The 16,913-nt window shown below is 69.6% G+C and carries 16 protein-coding genes; 9 read left to right on the forward strand and 7 right to left on the reverse strand.

Features of this window, described 5'->3' with window-relative positions:
• Position 1: 1 nt before the first annotated feature.
• Entirely contained in the window at positions 2 to 262 is a 261-nt protein-coding gene (locus FM051_RS13860; RefSeq protein ID WP_158843318.1) for a hypothetical protein, read from the reverse strand.
• Entirely contained in the window at positions 255 to 1,325 is a 1,071-nt protein-coding gene (locus tag FM051_RS13865; protein ID WP_158843319.1) for a coiled-coil domain-containing protein, read from the reverse strand. The genes FM051_RS13860 and FM051_RS13865 overlap by 8 nt, the downstream gene beginning before the upstream one ends.
• A 314-nt stretch (positions 1,326 to 1,639) precedes the next feature.
• Between FM051_RS13865 and FM051_RS13870 the strand changes: the two genes are divergently transcribed.
• Entirely contained in the window at positions 1,640 to 2,386 is a 747-nt protein-coding gene (locus FM051_RS13870; protein ID WP_158843320.1) for a class I SAM-dependent methyltransferase, read from the forward strand.
• On the forward strand, positions 2,383 to 3,876 hold the full coding sequence (locus FM051_RS13875; protein WP_158843321.1) for a 1,4-alpha-glucan branching protein domain-containing protein: 1,494 nt from the start codon (positions 2,383 to 2,385) through the stop codon (positions 3,874 to 3,876). The genes FM051_RS13870 and FM051_RS13875 overlap by 4 nt, the downstream gene beginning before the upstream one ends.
• Here the strand turns inward: FM051_RS13875 and FM051_RS13880 are convergent.
• Positions 3,869 to 4,102 carry a hypothetical protein gene (locus FM051_RS13880; RefSeq protein WP_158843322.1) on the reverse strand — a complete coding sequence of 78 codons (234 nt, stop codon included), beginning with the start codon at positions 4,100 to 4,102 and terminating at the stop codon, positions 3,869 to 3,871. The two genes, FM051_RS13875 and FM051_RS13880, sit on opposite strands and share 8 nt — an antisense overlap.
• A gap of 63 nt (positions 4,103 to 4,165) precedes the next feature.
• Between FM051_RS13880 and FM051_RS13885 the strand changes: the two genes are divergently transcribed.
• A complete protein-coding gene (locus FM051_RS13885; protein ID WP_158843323.1) occupies positions 4,166 to 5,416 on the forward strand; it encodes a glycosyltransferase family 4 protein in 1,251 nt (416 codons plus the stop codon).
• Here the strand turns inward: FM051_RS13885 and FM051_RS13890 are convergent.
• On the reverse strand, positions 5,312 to 8,926 hold the full coding sequence (locus FM051_RS13890) for an NACHT domain-containing protein (RefSeq protein WP_420803592.1): 3,615 nt from the start codon (positions 8,924 to 8,926) through the stop codon (positions 5,312 to 5,314). The two genes, FM051_RS13885 and FM051_RS13890, sit on opposite strands and share 105 nt — an antisense overlap.
• Before the next feature lie 108 nt (positions 8,927 to 9,034).
• Positions 9,035 to 9,958 (reverse strand): SDR family NAD(P)-dependent oxidoreductase, encoded by a 924-nt coding sequence (locus FM051_RS13895; RefSeq protein ID WP_158843325.1) that lies wholly within the window; start codon positions 9,956 to 9,958, stop codon positions 9,035 to 9,037.
• A gap of 93 nt (positions 9,959 to 10,051) precedes the next feature.
• Here FM051_RS13895 and FM051_RS13900 point away from each other — a divergent pair, with 93 nt between their 5' ends.
• A complete protein-coding gene (locus FM051_RS13900) occupies positions 10,052 to 10,630 on the forward strand; it encodes a TetR/AcrR family transcriptional regulator (RefSeq protein ID WP_158843326.1) in 579 nt (192 codons plus the stop codon).
• On the opposite strand, the gene FM051_RS13905 is transcribed toward FM051_RS13900, so the two are convergent.
• Positions 10,620 to 11,561, reverse strand: a complete 942-nt coding sequence (locus FM051_RS13905; RefSeq protein ID WP_158843327.1) for an NADP-dependent oxidoreductase — start codon at positions 11,559 to 11,561, stop codon at positions 10,620 to 10,622. The two genes, FM051_RS13900 and FM051_RS13905, sit on opposite strands and share 11 nt — an antisense overlap.
• A gap of 66 nt (positions 11,562 to 11,627) precedes the next feature.
• Here FM051_RS13905 and FM051_RS13910 point away from each other — a divergent pair, with 66 nt between their 5' ends.
• Entirely contained in the window at positions 11,628 to 12,035 is a 408-nt protein-coding gene (locus FM051_RS13910; RefSeq protein WP_158843328.1) for a winged helix-turn-helix transcriptional regulator, read from the forward strand.
• Positions 12,036 to 12,042: 7 nt separating this feature from the next.
• Here the strand turns inward: FM051_RS13910 and FM051_RS13915 are convergent, their stop codons facing one another.
• Positions 12,043 to 12,789: an acyltransferase gene (locus FM051_RS13915; RefSeq protein WP_158843329.1), complete on the reverse strand. Its 747-nt coding sequence runs from the start codon at positions 12,787 to 12,789 to the stop codon at positions 12,043 to 12,045.
• A 202-nt stretch (positions 12,790 to 12,991) separates the two neighbouring features.
• On the opposite strand from FM051_RS13915, the gene FM051_RS13920 reads away from it, so the two are divergent.
• The 4 genes from FM051_RS13920 to FM051_RS13935 all read left to right on the forward strand — a co-directional run bounded on the left by FM051_RS13920 (position 12,992) and on the right by FM051_RS13935 (position 16,911).
• The gene (locus FM051_RS13920; RefSeq protein WP_158843330.1) at positions 12,992 to 13,945 is read left to right on the forward strand and encodes a nucleoside hydrolase; all 954 of its coding nucleotides are present in this window, start codon (positions 12,992 to 12,994) and stop codon (positions 13,943 to 13,945) included.
• A 145-nt stretch (positions 13,946 to 14,090) separates the two neighbouring features.
• Entirely contained in the window at positions 14,091 to 15,686 is a 1,596-nt protein-coding gene (locus FM051_RS13925; protein ID WP_158843331.1) for a DegT/DnrJ/EryC1/StrS family aminotransferase, read from the forward strand.
• 11 nt (positions 15,687 to 15,697) lie between these two features.
• Positions 15,698 to 16,138 (forward strand): NUDIX domain-containing protein, encoded by a 441-nt coding sequence (locus FM051_RS13930; RefSeq protein ID WP_158843332.1) that lies wholly within the window; start codon positions 15,698 to 15,700, stop codon positions 16,136 to 16,138.
• Positions 16,129 to 16,911, forward strand: a complete 783-nt coding sequence (locus FM051_RS13935; protein ID WP_158843333.1) for an inositol monophosphatase family protein — start codon at positions 16,129 to 16,131, stop codon at positions 16,909 to 16,911. Before FM051_RS13930 ends, FM051_RS13935 begins: the two co-directional genes overlap by 10 nt.
• Positions 16,912 to 16,913 lie beyond the last annotated feature (2 nt).

A 16,913-nucleotide genomic window follows, 5' to 3' on the forward strand; every position in this document is an offset into this window, starting at 1 on the left:
CTCACCCGACGAGCACGTCGACTCGCGGGCCGCCGTCGGACGGCGGGCCACAGACCGGGTCGACCACGACCCCGGTGCTGACGGCCTCGGCCGGCACGCCGCGCCCGACCACTAACTCCCACACCGATTCCGCCCGCCGCAGGGCGAGAAGTCCGGACCGACACGTCATCGTCTCGCCGTTCCCCGTGTGGGCGACCACCGTGACGGCGATGCCGGACCGGTTCCACGGCCCGGCAGTCCCGGCCGCACCGCCATCAAGCACCGACCCGCTGGTCTTCGGTGTCGATCTGCCCGGTACCGGCCTGCTCGGTGTCGACCAAACCGGTGTCGACCAGCTCGGTGTCGACCAAACCGGTGTCTACCAGCTCGGGTTCCGCCTGTTCCACGGTGGTCTGCTCCGGGATCAGACTCGGCACCCGGTCCGCCGCCTCGTCCAGCGCCACCCGCGCGGCGCCGAGCTGCGAGACCACCATCCGGCGCAGTTCGCGGAGGTCGTCGGCCTGCTGCTGGATCTCGCCGATGCGCCGCTGCGCCTCACGCGCCGCGAGCTTGATCAGGAACGAGGCCCGCGCCTTGGCCAGTTCCTCCTGCTGGGCGAAGTGCTGCTCGGCCTCGTGGCGCCGCCTGTTCATGGTCAGCTCGAAGAAGTTCTGCGCCTTGGCGCGCTTGGCGTCGGACTCGGCCTCCAGCCGGTGGCACTGCTCGGTGGCCTCCCGCAGCAGCCGGTCCGCCTCCTCCTCCGCCCGTGCGATCGCGGCGGCGCACTCGGCTTCGACCTCCTCGCTGCGGGCCGTGAGGTGCGCCTCGACCTCGACCTGGCGGCGTTCCAGGTCGACCTCGCGCTGGTCCAGCTCGGCGGCCCGGCGGTTGGCGGCCTCGCGCTGCTCGCGCGCGTGCGCTTCGGCCTCCTCGCGCAGGGCGGTCAGCTCCGCCTCGACCTCGCGCCGCCGGTCGGCCAGCTCCGCCTCGGTGCGCTCGCGCAGCGCCGCGATGTCGTGCTCGGCGCGCAACCGCAGGTCGTTCGCCTCGTCCTCGGCCAGCAGGAGTATCCGGTGCATGCGCTCGGTGGCGCCGGAGGTCGTGCTGGGCGACATCTCCAGCCGCTCGATCCGGGCCCTGGCCTCCTCCAGGTCGTGCCTGGTCATCTCCAGCAGCTTGCGCAGATCCGCCGCCTGGGCCAACGCCTCGGCCCGGTCGACGGTGGTGAACTTGAGCTGCTCCTCCAGGTTCTCGAGGTGCTCGATCACCTGACGTCGGTTGAAACCCCGGTAGGCGATGTCGAAACCCGCGTGCAGCGGAACAATCTCCTGCTCTTTCGCACCCATGGCGGCCCCACTCGTTTGAAGATTGGCCGAGGGTACCGAGAGTAAGGCACCCGAGCGGCATATGACCACCCATTACTACCCATATCGTGTGTCGTCGATGCACGCCACTTGCAGGCTGAACACCATCGGGAAGATCAACACAAGACCCGTATAGGTCACCCGATGGTGTTATTCCTCCGGAAAGAACAGGGCCGAAAAGAATGCGCGCAGCGACAAACGGGGACTATCAAGTATCGACAAGTTCACACGAAACAGTGACATCGCAACGGACGGGCGATGGCTACCCGCGAGTAACGAGGAACTAGGCTGGTCGGGTGACCGTCGAGCCGCTGCCCCTCACCGGTGAGCGCACCGTGCCCGGGATCGCCGCCGAGAACTACTGGTTCAGGCGACACGAGGCCGCGTACCTGGATCTTGTCCGGCACTGCGCCGGCGCGGTCGTGCTGGAGGCGGGGTGCGGCGAGGGCTACGGCGCCGCGCTGATCGCCGGGCACGCCGCGCGGGTCGTCGCGCTGGACTACGACGAACTGACCGCCGCGCACGCCGGCCGAGCGTACCCGGAGCTGGCGGTGCTGCGGGGCAACCTGGCGTCGCTGCCGTTGCGCGACGCGAGCGTGGACGTGGTGGCGAACCTCCAGGTCATCGAGCACCTGTGGGACCAGGAGGGCTTCCTGGCCGAGTGCGCGCGGGTGCTGCGGCCCGGCGGACGGCTGCTGGTCACCACGCCGAACCGGATCACCTTCTCCCCCGGCCGCGACACGCCGCTCAACCCGTTCCACACCCGTGAGCTGGCGCCCGCCGAGCTGGCTTCGCTGCTGGTCGACGCGGGCCTGCGGGTCGAGTTGCTGGCCGGTCTGCGGCACGGCCCGGCGTTGCGGTCGCTGGACGAGCGGTTCGGCGGGTCGATCATCGACGCGCAGGTGGCCGTGGTGGTGGACGGCGGCGAGTGGCCCGAGGACCTGCTGGCCGCCGTGGCGTCCGTGCGCAGCGAGGACTTCGAGATCACCACCGACGACCCGGACGCGAGCCTCGACCTCGTCGCCGTGGCGGTGCGCGAGTGACGGCGAACGGTCGACCCGGCTCCGACGAGGGCACGTTCTGCCTGGTCCTGCACAGCCACCTGCCGTGGCTGGCGCACCACGGCGCCTGGCCGGTCGGCGAGGAGTGGCTGTACCAGGCGTGGGCGCACTCGTACCTGCCCGTGGTCGACATGCTGGAGCGGTTCGCCGCCGAGGGCCGCGAGGACGTGCTGACGCTGGGCGTGACGCCGGTCCTGGCCGCGCAGCTGGACGACCCGTACAGCCTGCGGGGCGTGCACGACTGGCTGGGCAACTGGCAGCTGCGCGCGCACAGCGCGTCGTCCCGGCTGCCGGATCTCGCCGCGCGCGAGCACCGCTCGTCGGCGTGGGCGTTGGAGCGCTTCGAGACGCGGTGGCGGCACGGCTTCTCGCCCTTGCTGCGGTCCCTTGTGGACTCACGGGTGATCGAGCTGCTCGGCGGACCGGCCGCGCACCCGTTCCAACCGTTGCTCGACCCGCGGCTGCGGGCGTTCTCCCTGCGCACCGGGTTGGCGGACACCGCGCTGCGGATCGGGTCGACGCCCGAGGGGATCTGGGCGCCGGAGTGCGCGTACGCGCCCGGCATGGAGCACGGCTACGCGCGAGCCGGTGTGCGGCGGTTCATGGTGGACGGCCCGTCACTGCACGGCGACACGGCCGCGGGCCGGCCGGTCGGCACGTCGGACGTCGTGTGCTTCGGGCGTGACCTGGAGGTGTCGTACCGGGTGTGGTCGCCCAAGGTCGGCTACCCCGGCGACCCGGCGTACCGGGACTTCCACACCTACGACCACCCGAGCGGGCTCAAGCCGTCCCGGGTGACCGGGAAGAACGTCGAGCCGTCGGACAAGCGGCCGTACGAGCCCGGTCTGGCCGCCGAGGCGGTGCGGCGGCACGCGGCGGACTTCGTGGACACGGTGGTGCGGCGGCTGCGGGCGTTGAAGGAGCAGCACGGCCGGCCGTCGCTGGTGGTCGCCGCGTACGACACCGAGCTGTACGGGCACTGGTGGCACGAGGGCCCGGCGTGGCTGGAGGCGGTGCTGCGGTTGCTGCCCGAGGCCGGGGTGCGGGTGACGACGCTGCGCGGCGCGGTCGAGGCCGGGCACGTGGGCGCGCCGGTCGAGGTGCCGCCGTCGTCGTGGGGCGCGGGCAAGGACTGGCACGTGTGGAACGGGCCCCAGGTCAGCGACATCGTGCACGGCAACGCCGAGGTCCAGCGCGAACTGCTCGCGCTGGACCTGTCCGGCGTGGTGCGCGACCCGGTCGCCGACCAGGCCGTGCGGGAGGCGCTGCTGGCGTTGTCCAGCGACTGGGCGTTCATGGTCACCAAGGACTCGGCCGCCGACTACGCCCGTTACCGGGCCAAGGTGCACGCGGACCGGTTCGCCGAACTCGTCACCCTGCGGCGGGCCGGACGCGGGCACGGCCGGGCAGCCGAACTGCGCCGGATCGACGGAGCGTTCGGCCACCTCGACGCGCGGGGGCTGGCTAGTTGACGCCCCCGCCGAACGCGTTGCCGCCGCGCCCGTCGACCCGCTCCGCCACGCCGGCCGAACCCGGGTTGTCGATCCGGGCCTGCACCACCGGGTCCGCCTTCGAGCGGCCCCTGGTGTCGGCCGGTCGTTCGAGGCCGGCGCGCTTCGCCCGCGCCTTCCGGTCGACCGCGAAACCGATCGCCAACAACGCGGCGCAGAACAGGACTCCCCAGACCCAAGGCTGCATGACCGTTCCCCCACTTCCGTCGGTCATTCCCAGCGTAGCGGTTCAGAAATGCGAGGATGGCCCATGCGCGTGCTGATGTTGTCCTGGGAGTACCCGCCGGTCGTCGTGGGCGGGTTGGGTCGGCACGTGCACGCGTTGGCCGGGAACTTGGCCGCGCAGGGGCACGAGGTCGTCGTGCTGTGCCGTCAACCGGCGGGGACGGACGCGGTGACGCACCCGACGTCGGACTCGGTTGTCGACGGTGTGCGGCTGATCCGGGTCGCCGAGGACCCCGCGCACCTGGTGTTCGAGCGGGACCTGGTGGCGTGGACGCTGGCCATGGGGCACGCGATGACGCGGGCGGGGTTGGCGTTGCTGCGCGACTGGCGGCCGGATGTCGTGCACGCGCACGACTGGCTGGTCACGCATCCCGCGATCGCGTTGGCGGAGGCGTCCGGCGTGCCGTTGGTGGCGACCGTGCACGCCACCGAGGCCGGGCGGCACAGCGGGTGGCTGTCGCAGACGTTGAACCAGCAGGTGCACTCGGTGGAGTGGTGGCTGGCGAACCGGGCGGACGCGCTGATCACGTGCTCCTCGGCGATGCGGACCGAGGTGGCGCACCTGTTCGAGGTCGAGCCGTCGTCGATCACGGTGCTGCACAACGGCATCGAGCCACGCCGCTGGCGCGTCCGCTCGTCGGACGTCGACGCCGCCCGTGCCGCCCACAGCCCTGGCGGTGCGCCGTTGCTGCTGTTCTTCGGGCGGTTGGAGTGGGAGAAGGGCGTGCAGGATTTGATCGCCGCCCTGCCCCGGATCCGGCGCGCGTGGCCGGGCGCCCGGTTGGTCGTGGCCGGGACCGGGACGCACCGGGATTGGCTGGTGGACCAGGCGCGCAAGCACAAGGTGCGTCGGGCGGTCGACTTCGTCGGGCACCTGTCGGACCGTTCCCTGGCGGCGGTGCTGTCGGCGGCGGACGCCGTTGTGCTGCCGAGCAAGTACGAGCCGTTCGGCATCGTGGCGTTGGAGGCGGCGGCAGCCGGCACCCCTCTGGTGGCGTCCACGGCGGGCGGCTTGGGCGAGGTAGTGCTGGACGGCATGACCGGCCTGTCCTTCACCCCCGGTGACGTAGATGCACTGGCCGGCGCCGTCCGGTCCGTTTTGGACGATCGCCCCTCAGCCCTGCGCCGGGCACGCGCCGCGAAGTCCCGCCTGGCAACCGACTTCGACTGGTCAAAGATCGCCGCCGACACCACGGCCGTCTACCAGTCCGCCACCATCCGCGACCACCACCCGCTCGGCCGCCCCAAGATCCCCACCGGCAACGTCTTCCTCTGACCGGGCCTCCGCCATACGCCGCAGCGCCGCCACAGCCGACGGCAGGTCCGGGAAGGTTTCTACGACGTCGTGCTCGGAGACGTAAACCTGCACGAACCTCAGGATCTCCTCTTCATCTGCGCGCACCTCACTCGAACTCGTGGAAAATTTCACGACAACGTCGAGGAAGTAACGCGGATCAACCCTGCGCAAAGCCCTATGGGAGGATCCCCTCAACGCTCTGAGGAGCTCTCTGTCGAACACCCAGTTCGCCGCCTCCGGGCCGGCCAGGTATTCAAATGACTCAGCCGGGAAGTACACATCGTTCAGGTAATCACCATCGCCCCGGCGCGCCGCCACGTCGAGCAGCCCCAGGAGTTTGCGGACACCCTCTCTTTTACCCGCCGCAGCCGCGTTGGTCCGCCACACCATGATCAAACACGACAGAGCCTCACCCTGGTTTTCGGCAACCCACCCGGCAATACGATCGACCATGCCGTCAATTTCGTCCAGCAACTGCGGATGGGCACAGATGATCGAACACACCTCGAACGTCATTTGAACACCTGCGGCGGACCCGTGCTGATCCAGCGCAAACCACTTGACCACCCGGAGCACCATTTCCACAGGAAGTCTCCACGCCTTCCGAGACAAGGAAAAGAGCAGGACGTGTTGCGCGTCATGGTTCATCGGGACGCTGGACTCGAGTCCATCGAGAACCTCTTCGAGAATTCCGATGTCATAGGGTAGAAAACTTCGGGAAGCTGCCATCCCACTGTTCCTGGCAACCCATACGGATAATCTCTGGAGCAGATCCTGCTCCCGCACATCCGGCGTGACATCGCTGCTAATGAATGTGTCACCGACACGCACTGTGCCTTCGAGCATGGGATCACCGAGGAGGCGCGCCTCGCCCACGTATTCAGTACCGGTCAACTCTTTTTGGACGACGATGCGCGGAATACCGCTGTCCCATTCGAGGGTGAGCGTCCCAAGAATGCTGCGCCACCCCTCCGAGTCCGACCCGGAATGCCACAGGTGGACCATGGATTGCCAGGCACCGAGGTCGTCGCCCAAGCCCGGGAACAGGCTGTCGAGCGACACGGGTGAGTCATCCAGGTAGAGGCGGAGGCAGATCAGGTTCGCCGAGTATGCGGCCAATCGGGACACCAGCGTCGCCCCGGAAGGGTCGTACCTCGGGTGGGCGTCGTTCTTCACCCGTTGGTGCACCGATCGGATCAGCTCGTCGAGCACGCCGAGGATCCCCGCGCGGACATCCGGGTCGAGCGCCCTGAACAGTCCGGACGCGAATTCGAGAATGGGCCGCCTCTTGGTGAACACGTGGTGCGAGATCAATGAGAACAGCAGGGCGTCGTCCAGGAGCCCGAAGCTCTCGAAGGGACTCGATTCGCGCCGTTGTTTGTCCACCACTACCGCGCCGAGCAGCTTCAGGGTCCGTTCGGCGATCAGGTACTCACCGAACGTGGCGTGCAGGAACTCGTAGGTGCGGCGGCCGGTGGACGCGCCGTCCCGCGCGTTCAGCTGCGCCGAGTGGATGAAGAAAAAGTCCCCGACCGTCCGATCTGCGAGGCTGAGCGGATCGTCGAAACTGCTTCGCTGCACCGCCTCCTGGGACGGTGTGAAGGGTGCGAGGTCTCGTTCCAACTCCGCGTCGTCCACGTACTGCCGGCCGCGGTTGAACATGGCCAACGCCGCGATGCCCAGCTGCCACTTGCTCTGCTTGACCTTCGTCGCGACCTGCCGGTCGGACGGCTGCATCCGGCTCTTGTCACGGGCTTGGCGCAGGACGAAGGAGTCGATCAGGCGCTCGTACAACTCGGCCCTGGACAGGTTTTCGTCGTCCAGTCGCCTGCTTTCCGCGTCGGCGGCGTAGATGGCGAGCATCATCAGGATCAGCGGCTGCCTGGCCAGGTCACCGTGCCGGAGGAGGTCGGCCGATGCGAGCGGCCGGAAGGCCGGTGTCGGGGCGTTGGCCTGGTTCCACGCGTCCAGCCACTTCCCGACGCGAGTGTCGTCGAACTCCTCCAGTTTCACGATCGGCACACCGTCGGGGATGCGCGCCCGGTCCACGACGAGGGTCCGTGACGTGATGACGACCGCCACCGGCCGTTCCAAATCGGCTTCGCGCTCCTGGAACTCGCAGACCTGCCGGATGTAGTTGGACTGCGTCACCCCGCTGGCCTGGACGAGTTCGTCAAACCCATCCAGCAGCACGACGCGGATGGTGTCGTCGCACTCGTCGGCGAGCCTGCCCCAGTCGACCCGCTCCGCCAGGACGTCGGTCAGCGCGGTCTCGATCTGCCCGCGCACGCTGTCGTCGGCGTTGACCTTGCGGAGTTGGACGTCGACCACGGTGTACCCGGCGGCCGGCAGCCTCGCTGCGAGCACTTCCATCAGCAGGGACTTGCCCGCGCCCGGATGCCCCAGGACGAGTAGCGGCCGAGCGGTGCTCGCCGGGCTCGACAGGTGTGCCGCGAGGAAGGCGTCGATGTCCTCTTCGATCTCGGTGTGCGACGACCACCAGTCCTCGGATGCCGGAATGGCCTTCTCGTCGTGGACGGTCACGCGGTACTGGGGTGCCACGAAACCGCGTTCGACGGACGGGAACCGGGCGTTGACGGCCCGGTTTTCCGGGTTGGTCCGGAGCAAGGGCTTCGCCAGCGTGGCGAGAGCAGCCTTCTCCAGCTTCCCCCGGTACGACCGGTCCGTGTTCAGTTGTCCCGGCGTGGACAGGGACAACAGCCGCGCGAAGCGTTCCAGTGATTCCGTCTGGGCGGCAAGAGCTTCCGCCAGCCGGGCGTTGCCCGTCTCGACCGCCTCTCGGGTGGCCGAGTGTTCGCCGATGAAGGTCCAGATCTCGAATTCCGAGATACCCGAGGCGAGCCCCAGGTAGTGGTGCACGTACTTCTCACGGCACTCCTTGACGACCTCCCGGTACATGAGCGGGTCGAGTTCGGCCGACCTGGCGGGCCAGGCAGACAACCCGCCGAGGAAGGACGCCACCTGCTCGGCGGAGGTCGCGAAGAAGTGCGTGAGTGGTCCTTCGAGGTTCTGCTGGAACCCTCGCGTGGCATCGGGCGCCGGCACGTTGAGTTCCGTCAGTGTCGGTAGGGCGGCAGCCTCGTTCGATCCGGTCGGCTCGACGCCGAGCATCCTGAACTTCTCGCTGTCGGTGATCCGGAGCTTGTCGAACCCGGGGCCGATCTGATCGCGGAACGCGTCGAAGACCGAGTTCACCGCGATCACGGTGTGCGCGGCCGACACGAGTTCCTGGCGGTGCACCCCGGACAGTCCGGTCAGCTTCGCGGACAGCCCGTCGAGCACCTTCCGCAAGGACGTCATGGCTTCGTTCTTGGGGTCGATCAGGCCGAGGACGGCCGATCCGCCGAACGCGCCACCGGCCAGGATCGCGCCGCCCAACAGCATGTCGAACTTCTCGAACAACGGCCGTTCGTATTTGCCGAGCACGCGGAGTGCTCCCGTGTACGAGAACAAGTCGGGTCGCGACACGGGAGCTCCACGGGAGACGACGGCTTTCGGCCGATCCTACTCAGGAGATCCGGATTGAATGAGCCGCAATTTTGCGGCCTGCCGTGCATCAGGACGGCAGTTCGGGCGTCAGGAGGGCAGTTCGGGGAGGAGCATGCGGCGACCGGCGGCGATACCTCCGTCCACCGGCACGGCCGCGCCGGTCAGGTAGTTCAGGTCATCGGATGCCAGAGCCAGGACTGCGCGAGCGATTTGGTCCGGCGAGGCTACGGCCTTGAGGCCATCCACGTTCATTCGACCGACGTAGACCTTTGCCTGTTCCCACGTCGCGTCGTCCATGCCGGGCGGGCGGATCATCGGGGTGTCGGTGATGCCCGGCAGGATGGCGTTCACGCGGATGCCGTTGACGCCGTATTCGAGCGCCGCCGACTGCGCCAACGCCCGAACGGCCTGTTTGGTCGCCTGATACGTGGACAGGCCGGGCCTGCCCACGATCGCACCGACCGACGAGTTGATGATGATGTGCCCACCGCCGACCGCCTGCATGTGCGGCACCTGGTGTTTCATCGCCAGGAACACGCCGCGCGCATTGGTGTTCATCACGTCGTCCCACTGTTCGACGGTCACCTTGTGCAGGTCGGCGTTGATCTGCACGCCGGCGTTGTTGAACGCGATGTCCACCCGCCCGTACCGCCGCACCGCGCCGTCCACGAACTGCTGAACGGACGACGGGACCCGCACGTCGGCGGCGATGTAGGTCGCATCGCCGCCGGCCGCACGGATGGCCCGCTCCACCTCCTGCCCCAGCGCGGTCCGCCTGCCGCAGAACGCCACCTTCGCGCCCGCCGCGGCGAACGCACGGGCCGTGGCCGCGCCGATGCCCGACGTTCCGCCGGTGATCTGCACGACCTTGCCCGCGTAACGGCCGCGCCCGCCGCGTTCGACCGCAAGGTCGTCGGCGGCGGCCAGACCTGGTGCTGCCGCGGCCAGACCTGCCACGCCCACGCCGAGCACTCCGCCCAGCACGGCACGCCTGCTGTGATCCCCACCCATCGCGATCCCCCATCTAAAAGCAACTCGGTGTTGCTTTTAGTATCCCGACGGGTCACCCTTCGTGCAACCTCAAGTTGCGTTAAGGTCCTCGCCGTGTCCGAGCCACGCCGTCGCCCCGGTGGTCGCAGCGCCCAAGTACGCGCCGCCGTGCTGGAAGCCGGCCTCGCCGAGTTGGCGGCGGTCGGCTACCACGGCACGAGCCTGGAAGGCGTGGCCAAACGGGCGGGCGTCAACAAGACGACCCTCTACCGCCGGTGGGGTACGCGGGAGGCCCTGTTGCTCGACGCCATCCGCGCCCGAGCGACCACCGAGGTGCCCATCCCGGACACCGGGGAGCTGCGTGGCGACCTGCTGGCCCTGGTCCGGGACGCGATCCGCAACCTGACCACGGTGGAAGTGCAGGCCATGGTGCGAGTGGCCGTCGCGCTGTCCCCGCACGACGAGGCGGTGGCCGCCATCAGCCGGACGTTCTGGGCCGAACGCCTGGCCGTGGACGCTGAAGTGGTCCGGCGTGCCGTGGAACGCGGCGAGATCGACCCGGTCGACCCGGAGCACGTGATCGAGGCGGTGCTCGGGCCGCCCTACTTCCACCTGCTGGTGACCGGCCGGCCGGTCGGCGACGACTTCCTCGTCGCCACCGTGGACCTGGTGGTCCGCGGCCTCAGACGGTGAGCACGATCTTGCCGGTGGTGCGGTTGGACTCACCCAACTCGTGCGCCTTGACGACGTCCTCCAGCGGGAACGTCTCGGCGATGAGGACCTTCACCTCGCCGCGCTCCACCAGCTCGGCCACGCGCTCCAGAACGGCGTGGTCCGGGGCCACGAACACCGTGGCGGCGCGGACGCCCAGCTTCTCGGCAGCGGCCTGGAGGTCGGGGAGCGCACCGGGGTTGGTCATACCGATGTACAGCCCACCGGGCTTGAGGACCCGCATCGAACGGCTCTCGTAGTCGTCACCGCCGATCAGGTCGATCACCACGTCGACCTCCCTCAGGTCACCGAAGTCGGCCGTCCTGTAGTCCACCAACTCGTCGGCGCCCAGCTCCCGCAACAAGTCGTGCTTGCCCGCACTCGCCGTGCCGATCACCCACGCCCCGAGCGTCTTCGCGATCTGCACGGCGAGGTGCCCGACGCCACCGGCGGCGGCGTGGATGAGCACGCGGTCACCCGACTTGATGTCGGCGGCCTCGGTGAGGGCCTGCCACGCGGTGAGCGCGGCCATCGGCAGGGCGGCCGCCTGGACGTGATCGACAGTGGCCGGCTTGCGGGCGAAGTGCCGGGCGGGCGCGGCCACGTACTCGGCGTACGCGCCGGCCGGGCGCGGGAAGTGGGGCATGCCGAACACCTCGTCGCCGACCGCGAACCGGTTCTCCCCGGCCGGCACCGACACCACCACGCCGGACACGTCCCAGCCCGGCACCCACGGCGCGGTCAGCCAGTAGCCGTTCCGCCGGACCTTCCAGTCGGCCGGGTTCACGCCGGCGGCGCGCACCTCGACCAGGATCTCGTCCGACGCGGGCTCCGGTCGCGCGACGTCCACCACCCGCATGACCTCCGGCTCGCCGAAGGCTTCGACCATCACCGCTCGCATCTCGTTCGTCATGGTCAAAGGATCACGGTGAGTGGTACCTGTTGTGAAGAAGGCACCTAGATGGTATCTAGGTACCTCATGTATACCGTTCCGGACCTGCGCGCTCACGGCGGCGCGGACGCCTTCCTCCGTGGCTGCGCGTCACGAGCGGTTCTCGACCTGCTCACCAACAAGTGGGTGTGCCTGGTCGTGGGCGCGTTGCGGCCGGGCACGTTGCGCTTCGGCGAACTCCGCCGCCGCCTCGACGGCATCACCCAGAAGATGCTCACCCAGACCCTGCGGGACCTGGAACGGGCGGGTCTCGTGCACCGCGCCGTCTACCCCAGCGTCCCGCCGCGCGTCGAGTACAGCCTCACGCCGCTGGGCAGGGACGTGGCCGGGCTGATGGACGGGATCAGGACGTGGGCGGAGTCGCACATCGACGACATCCGCACCGCGCAGCAGGCGTACGACAAGAAGGCGGGCGAGGAGCTGCAACCCGTCTGACGCCGTTCTAAGACCCGTTCTGCGACCGCTCCAGGGCTTCCCGCGCCTTGCGGGCCATGTCGACGACGGCGGCACGGCGCACGGCGTCCGCCTCGTAGTCCTCGCGGCGGTCCTTGACGACCCGTGCCGGGATGCCCACGGCGATCTTGAAGTCCGGCACGTCACCGCGCACCACGGCGTGCGCGCCGACCACGCACCCGCGCCCGATCCGCGTGCCGCGCGTGACGGTGACCTTCGTGCCCAGCCAGCAGTCCGGCCCGATGCGCACCGGCGACTTCACGATGCCCTGGTCCTTGATCGGCAGGGTGATGTCGGCCGTCACGTGGTCGAAATCGCAGATGTAGACCCAGTCGGCGATCAACGTGGCCGCGCCGATCTCCACGTCCAGGTAGCAGTTCACCGTGTTGTCCTTGCCGAACACGGCCTTGTCGCCGATCCGCAGCGAACCCTCGTGGCAGCGGATGGCGTTGCCGTCGCCGATGTGCACCCAGCGCCCGATCTCCAGCCGGCCGTAGCCGGGGCGGCAGTGCAGGTCGACGTGCTTGCCCAGGAACACCATGCCGCGCAGCACCACGTGCGGGTTCGCGATCCGGAACCGCAGCAGCCGCCAGTACCGCACCAGGTACCACGGCGTGTACGCCCTGTGCCTCAGCACCCAGCGCAACGACGCCACCGTGAGAAACCGCGCCTGTGCCGGGTCCCGACGCGACCTGCGCCACCTGGTCCACACCGGGGCACCCCACATGCTCGTCACGCGGGCACTCTAACTGTGACATGGCCGCTGCTCCGCAGACGGCGGCTCGGTCGCCCGGGAGGTCGACCGCTCGCGCCTGATTTCCCGACGATCGAAAAGCGTGATCGCCGGGAAATGAGTCGCGAACGATCGACGGCGACCTCGCGGGTAGCAGCTGCCCGCTCCTAACCTCTGTCACCCGCACCGCCACCACTCGACCAGGATGGTGAGCGTGACTCCTCTCATCATCGACACCGATCCCGGCGTGGACGACGCCTTCGCCCTCGCGCTCGCCGTCGCCAGCCCCGAGGTCGAACTGATCGGGGTGACCACCGTCTTCGGCAACGTCTCGCTGGAGGACACCACCCGCAACGCCCTGCGCCTGCTGGCACTCCTGGGCCGCGAGGACGTGCCGGTCGGCGTCGGCGCGTCCCGGCCGTTGATCCACCCCCACCCGCACCTGTCCAGCGCGCACGGCTCGGACGGCCTCTCCGGCTACGCCCACACGCTCCCGGAAGCCACCCGCGGCCCGGACCGGCGCGACGCCGTGACCCTGATGCGCGAACTGCTCGAACAGGCCGACCGGCCCGTCACGATCGTCCCCATCGGCCCGCTCACGAACATCGCGTTGCTGCTGGCCGCCCACCCGTACCTCAAGCCCAAGATCGGCCGGCTCGTCGTCATGGGCGGCGGTGTGAACGGCGGCAACGTCACGGCCACCGCCGAGTTCAACGTGTGGAGCGACCCGGAAGCCGCCCGCCGCGTGCTGGTCGAGGAGGACGTGCCGACCACGCTCGTGCCGATGGACCTGACCCGCCGGTGCGCGGTCAGCGCGGAGTGGTTGACCACCCTGGCGCAGAAGTCCGCGGTCAACGCCACGCTGGTCGGGCTCACCCCCGACTACCTGGCCACCTACCGCCGGTTCCTGGGCTGGGACGGCATGGCGGTGCACGACGCGGTCGCGGTGGCCGAGGCGGTCCGGCCCGGCATCCTGCGCGCCACCGGCTTCCCGGTGGACGTGGACTGCTCCTACGGGCCCAACCGGGGCGCGCTCGTGGTCGACCAGCGCCTGGAGGTGAGCAATCCCAAGACGCTCGACATCGCGTTGGACGCGGATCTGGACGGGCTGCGGGAATTCATCTTCGCCCGGCTGCAAGCCCCGAACACTATCGAGTGAACCCGCACCACGAAACGCATCTGGGCACGGTGGGCCGTCCCCTTAACGACACCGCTGAAGGGCAGTTGTTCCAGGCTGCCTTTGGCACTACGGCGGGTTCGTGACGCCGGTGCGCACCGGACGTCACACATTCATTGGGGGATGAATGAACGACGGCAAGAGGATCATGGTCACGGGCGCCGGGGGTTACCTCGGCTCGGTGTTGTTGCCCGTGCTGCTGAAAGCCGGCCACCACGTGGTCGCGGTCGACAAGTTCTACTTCGGCGACCACCCGCTGAACCGGGTGAGCGGAGCGCCCGGCCTGGAGATCAGGCGCTGCGACGTCCGCGACATCTCCGCGGCGGACCTCGTCGGGGTGGACACGGTGATCTCGCTCGCCGCGATCAGCAACGACCCGGCGGGCGACCTGGCGCCGAACTGGACCGTGGAGGTCAACCAGGACGCCACCATCCGGCTGGCCGAACTCGCCGCCGACGAGGGCGTGAGCAGGTTCGTGTTCGCGTCGTCGTGCAGCGTGTACGGCGCGGGCGGCGACAACGTGCTGGACGAGTCGGCGGAACAGCGACCGCTCACCGTCTACGCGTCGACGAAACAGGCGACCGAGAACGCCCTGAACGAGCTCGCCACGGAGAAGTTCCGGGTGATCTCGCTGCGCATGGCGACGCTGTTCGGCGTCTCGCCGAGAATGCGCCTGGACCTCGTGGTGAACCGGATGGTGTCCCACGCGGTCTCCGGCAAGCCCATCCAGGTGCACGGCGGCGGCCAGTGGCGACCGCTGCTGCACGTGCGCGACGCCGCCGCGGCGTACGTGCGGTGCGTGGACCTCCCGTTGGAGGACATCCCGCTGGGTGACGCGTTCAACGTGGTCGGCGAGAACGTCACCGTCGGCGACCTCGCCGAGCGGGTGAGCGAACGGCTCGGCGGCGTGCCCCTGGACATCCGGGAAGACGGCCTGGACCGGCGGAGCTACCGGGTGAGCCAGGACAAGTTCGCCGGGCTCACCGGTTTCCGGCCGGTGATGACCGTCGAACGGGGTGTCGACGAGCTGTACCGGGCGCTGAGCGCCGAGGTCGTCGCGACCGACGACCCCCGGTACTCCACGGTGGCCTCGCTCAAGGCGGTGGTGGCGAAACCGGCGCGTGAGGGCGGCGAGCAGGTGCGCCGCACGTTCCTGCCGTTCGCGTTGCCCCTGATCGGGCGCGAGGAGGAGCAGGAGGTCCTGGACACGCTGCGGTCCGGCTGGCTCACCACGGGTCCGAAGACGAAGCGGTTCGAGGCCCTGTGCGCCGAGTACCTGGGCGTGCGGCACGCCATCGCGATGAACTCCTGCACCGGCGCGCTGCACGTCGGCCTCGCCGCGCTGGGCATCGGCCCCGGTGACGAGGCGGAGTTCGCCGACCTCGCCGCCCTGCGGCCGTTGGCGCGCCGCGGGTTCGGCACGCACTCGCACCACCTGTACGTCGTGCGGCTGGACCTCGACGCGCTCACGGTGACCCGCGACGAGTTCATGGTCGCCCTGCGGGAGGAGGGCATCGGCACGGGCGTGCACTTCAGGTCGATGCACCTCCAGCCGTACTACCGCGACGCGTTGGGCATGACGCCCGACGCGCTGCCGGTCGCCGCGGACGTCTCCGAGCGGATCATCTCGTTGCCGCTGTACCCGAAGATGACCGGCCAGGACGTCGAGGACGTCGTGCGAGCGGTGCGCAAGGTCGCGCTCGCCTACACCCGAACCGCCTGATGGGGGCACGCATGGACGAGGGCACCAACATCGTGATGGTCAACTCCGCGGACGAGGTGCTGCTGTACCTCCGTGACGACAAGCCCACCATCAAGTTCCCGAACACGTGGTGCCTGCCGGGCGGCTACCTCGAAGCGGGCGAACAGCCGCACGAGTGCATCAGGCGTGAGATCGAGGAGGAGATGGGCGTGCTGCTCGAACCAGGGGCGGTGCGCCCGCTCGTCTCGGCCGAGCGGGCATACGGCGTCGAGCACACGTTCTGGACCGAGGTGGACCTGGACCTCGACCGGGTGGTGCTCACCGAGGGGCAGCGCCTGAAGTGGTTCACCAGGGCGGAGGTCGCCGCGCACGCGCTGGGCTACGAGGACAACGCGATCCTGGCGGAGTTCTTCGACCGCCTCGACCGCGGCGACCTGGTCCGGTCCGCCGGGCAGAGCCGCACATGGGGGTGATCGAGTTCGTCGACGAGGTGCTGCGCGACGCGGGCCGGCTGCTGCTGGCCATGCAGGCGGGCAGCGCCTCGTCGGCGGCGCGCAAACACGGCAGCGACCTGGTCACCGCCGCGGACCACGGCTCGGAGGCCCTGATCCTGCGCGCGCTGCGGGGACGGTTCCCGCACGACGCCGTCCTCGCCGAGGAGTCCGGCGCGCTCACCGGTGACCCGGACCGCGTCTGGCTGGTCGACCCGCTGGACGGCACGGGGAATTACGTGCGCGGATTGCGCCCCTGGGGTGTGACGATGGCGTTGGTGGTGCGCGGCGAGGTGGTCGTCGGCGGGTTCCACGACCCTCTCGCGGGCACCACTGTCCTCGCGGAACGCGGTGGTGGCGCGTGGTCGGACGGGCAGCGGCTCGTGGCGGGCGGCCGGGCGTCGGTGGCGACACCGGCGGTCGGGCTCAGCGCCTCCGCGCCGCCGCTGCGCGACGAAGCCCGTGCGCTGCTGCACGCCGTGTGGGACCACGGCGCCGAGATCCGCATGTCGGGGTGCGGCGCGGCGGCCCTGGCCTCGGTGGCGTGCGGCGGGCTGTCGGCGTTCGTGGAGATCGACGGCGGGCCGTGGGACTACGCAGCCGGGTCGCTGGCCGTCCGGGAAGCCGGTGGGCGGGCCACCACGCTGGCCGGTGGCGAGGTCGACCACACGAGCACGACGGTGCTGGCGGCGTCGGACGCGGCCCTGCACGCGGAACTGGCCGGCCTCGTCGGCGGGGTTCGGGGTAACGGATGAAG

It is taken from the genome of Saccharothrix deserti (genome assembly GCF_009769385.1).
Classification (GTDB): Bacteria; Actinomycetota; Actinomycetes; order Mycobacteriales; family Pseudonocardiaceae; genus Actinosynnema; species Actinosynnema deserti.

Coding starts and splice junctions, on each gene's coding strand:
- FM051_RS13865 (WP_158843319.1), bottom strand. CDS start 1,325: ATGGGTGCGAAAGAGCAGGAGATTGTTCCGCTGCACGCGGGTTTCGAC.
- FM051_RS13880 (WP_158843322.1), bottom strand. CDS start 4,102: ATGCAGCCTTGGGTCTGGGGAGTCCTGTTCTGCGCCGCGTTGTTGGCG.
- FM051_RS13885 (WP_158843323.1), top strand. CDS start 4,166: ATGCGCGTGCTGATGTTGTCCTGGGAGTACCCGCCGGTCGTCGTGGGC.
- FM051_RS13895 (WP_158843325.1), bottom strand. CDS start 9,958: ATGGGTGGGGATCACAGCAGGCGTGCCGTGCTGGGCGGAGTGCTCGGC.
- FM051_RS13905 (WP_158843327.1), bottom strand. CDS start 11,561: ATGACGAACGAGATGCGAGCGGTGATGGTCGAAGCCTTCGGCGAGCCG.
- FM051_RS13910 (WP_158843328.1), top strand. CDS start 11,628: ATGTATACCGTTCCGGACCTGCGCGCTCACGGCGGCGCGGACGCCTTC.
- FM051_RS13920 (WP_158843330.1), top strand. CDS start 12,992: ATGGTGAGCGTGACTCCTCTCATCATCGACACCGATCCCGGCGTGGAC.
- FM051_RS13925 (WP_158843331.1), top strand. CDS start 14,091: ATGAACGACGGCAAGAGGATCATGGTCACGGGCGCCGGGGGTTACCTC.
- FM051_RS13930 (WP_158843332.1), top strand. CDS start 15,698: ATGGACGAGGGCACCAACATCGTGATGGTCAACTCCGCGGACGAGGTG.
- FM051_RS13935 (WP_158843333.1), top strand. CDS start 16,129: ATGGGGGTGATCGAGTTCGTCGACGAGGTGCTGCGCGACGCGGGCCGG.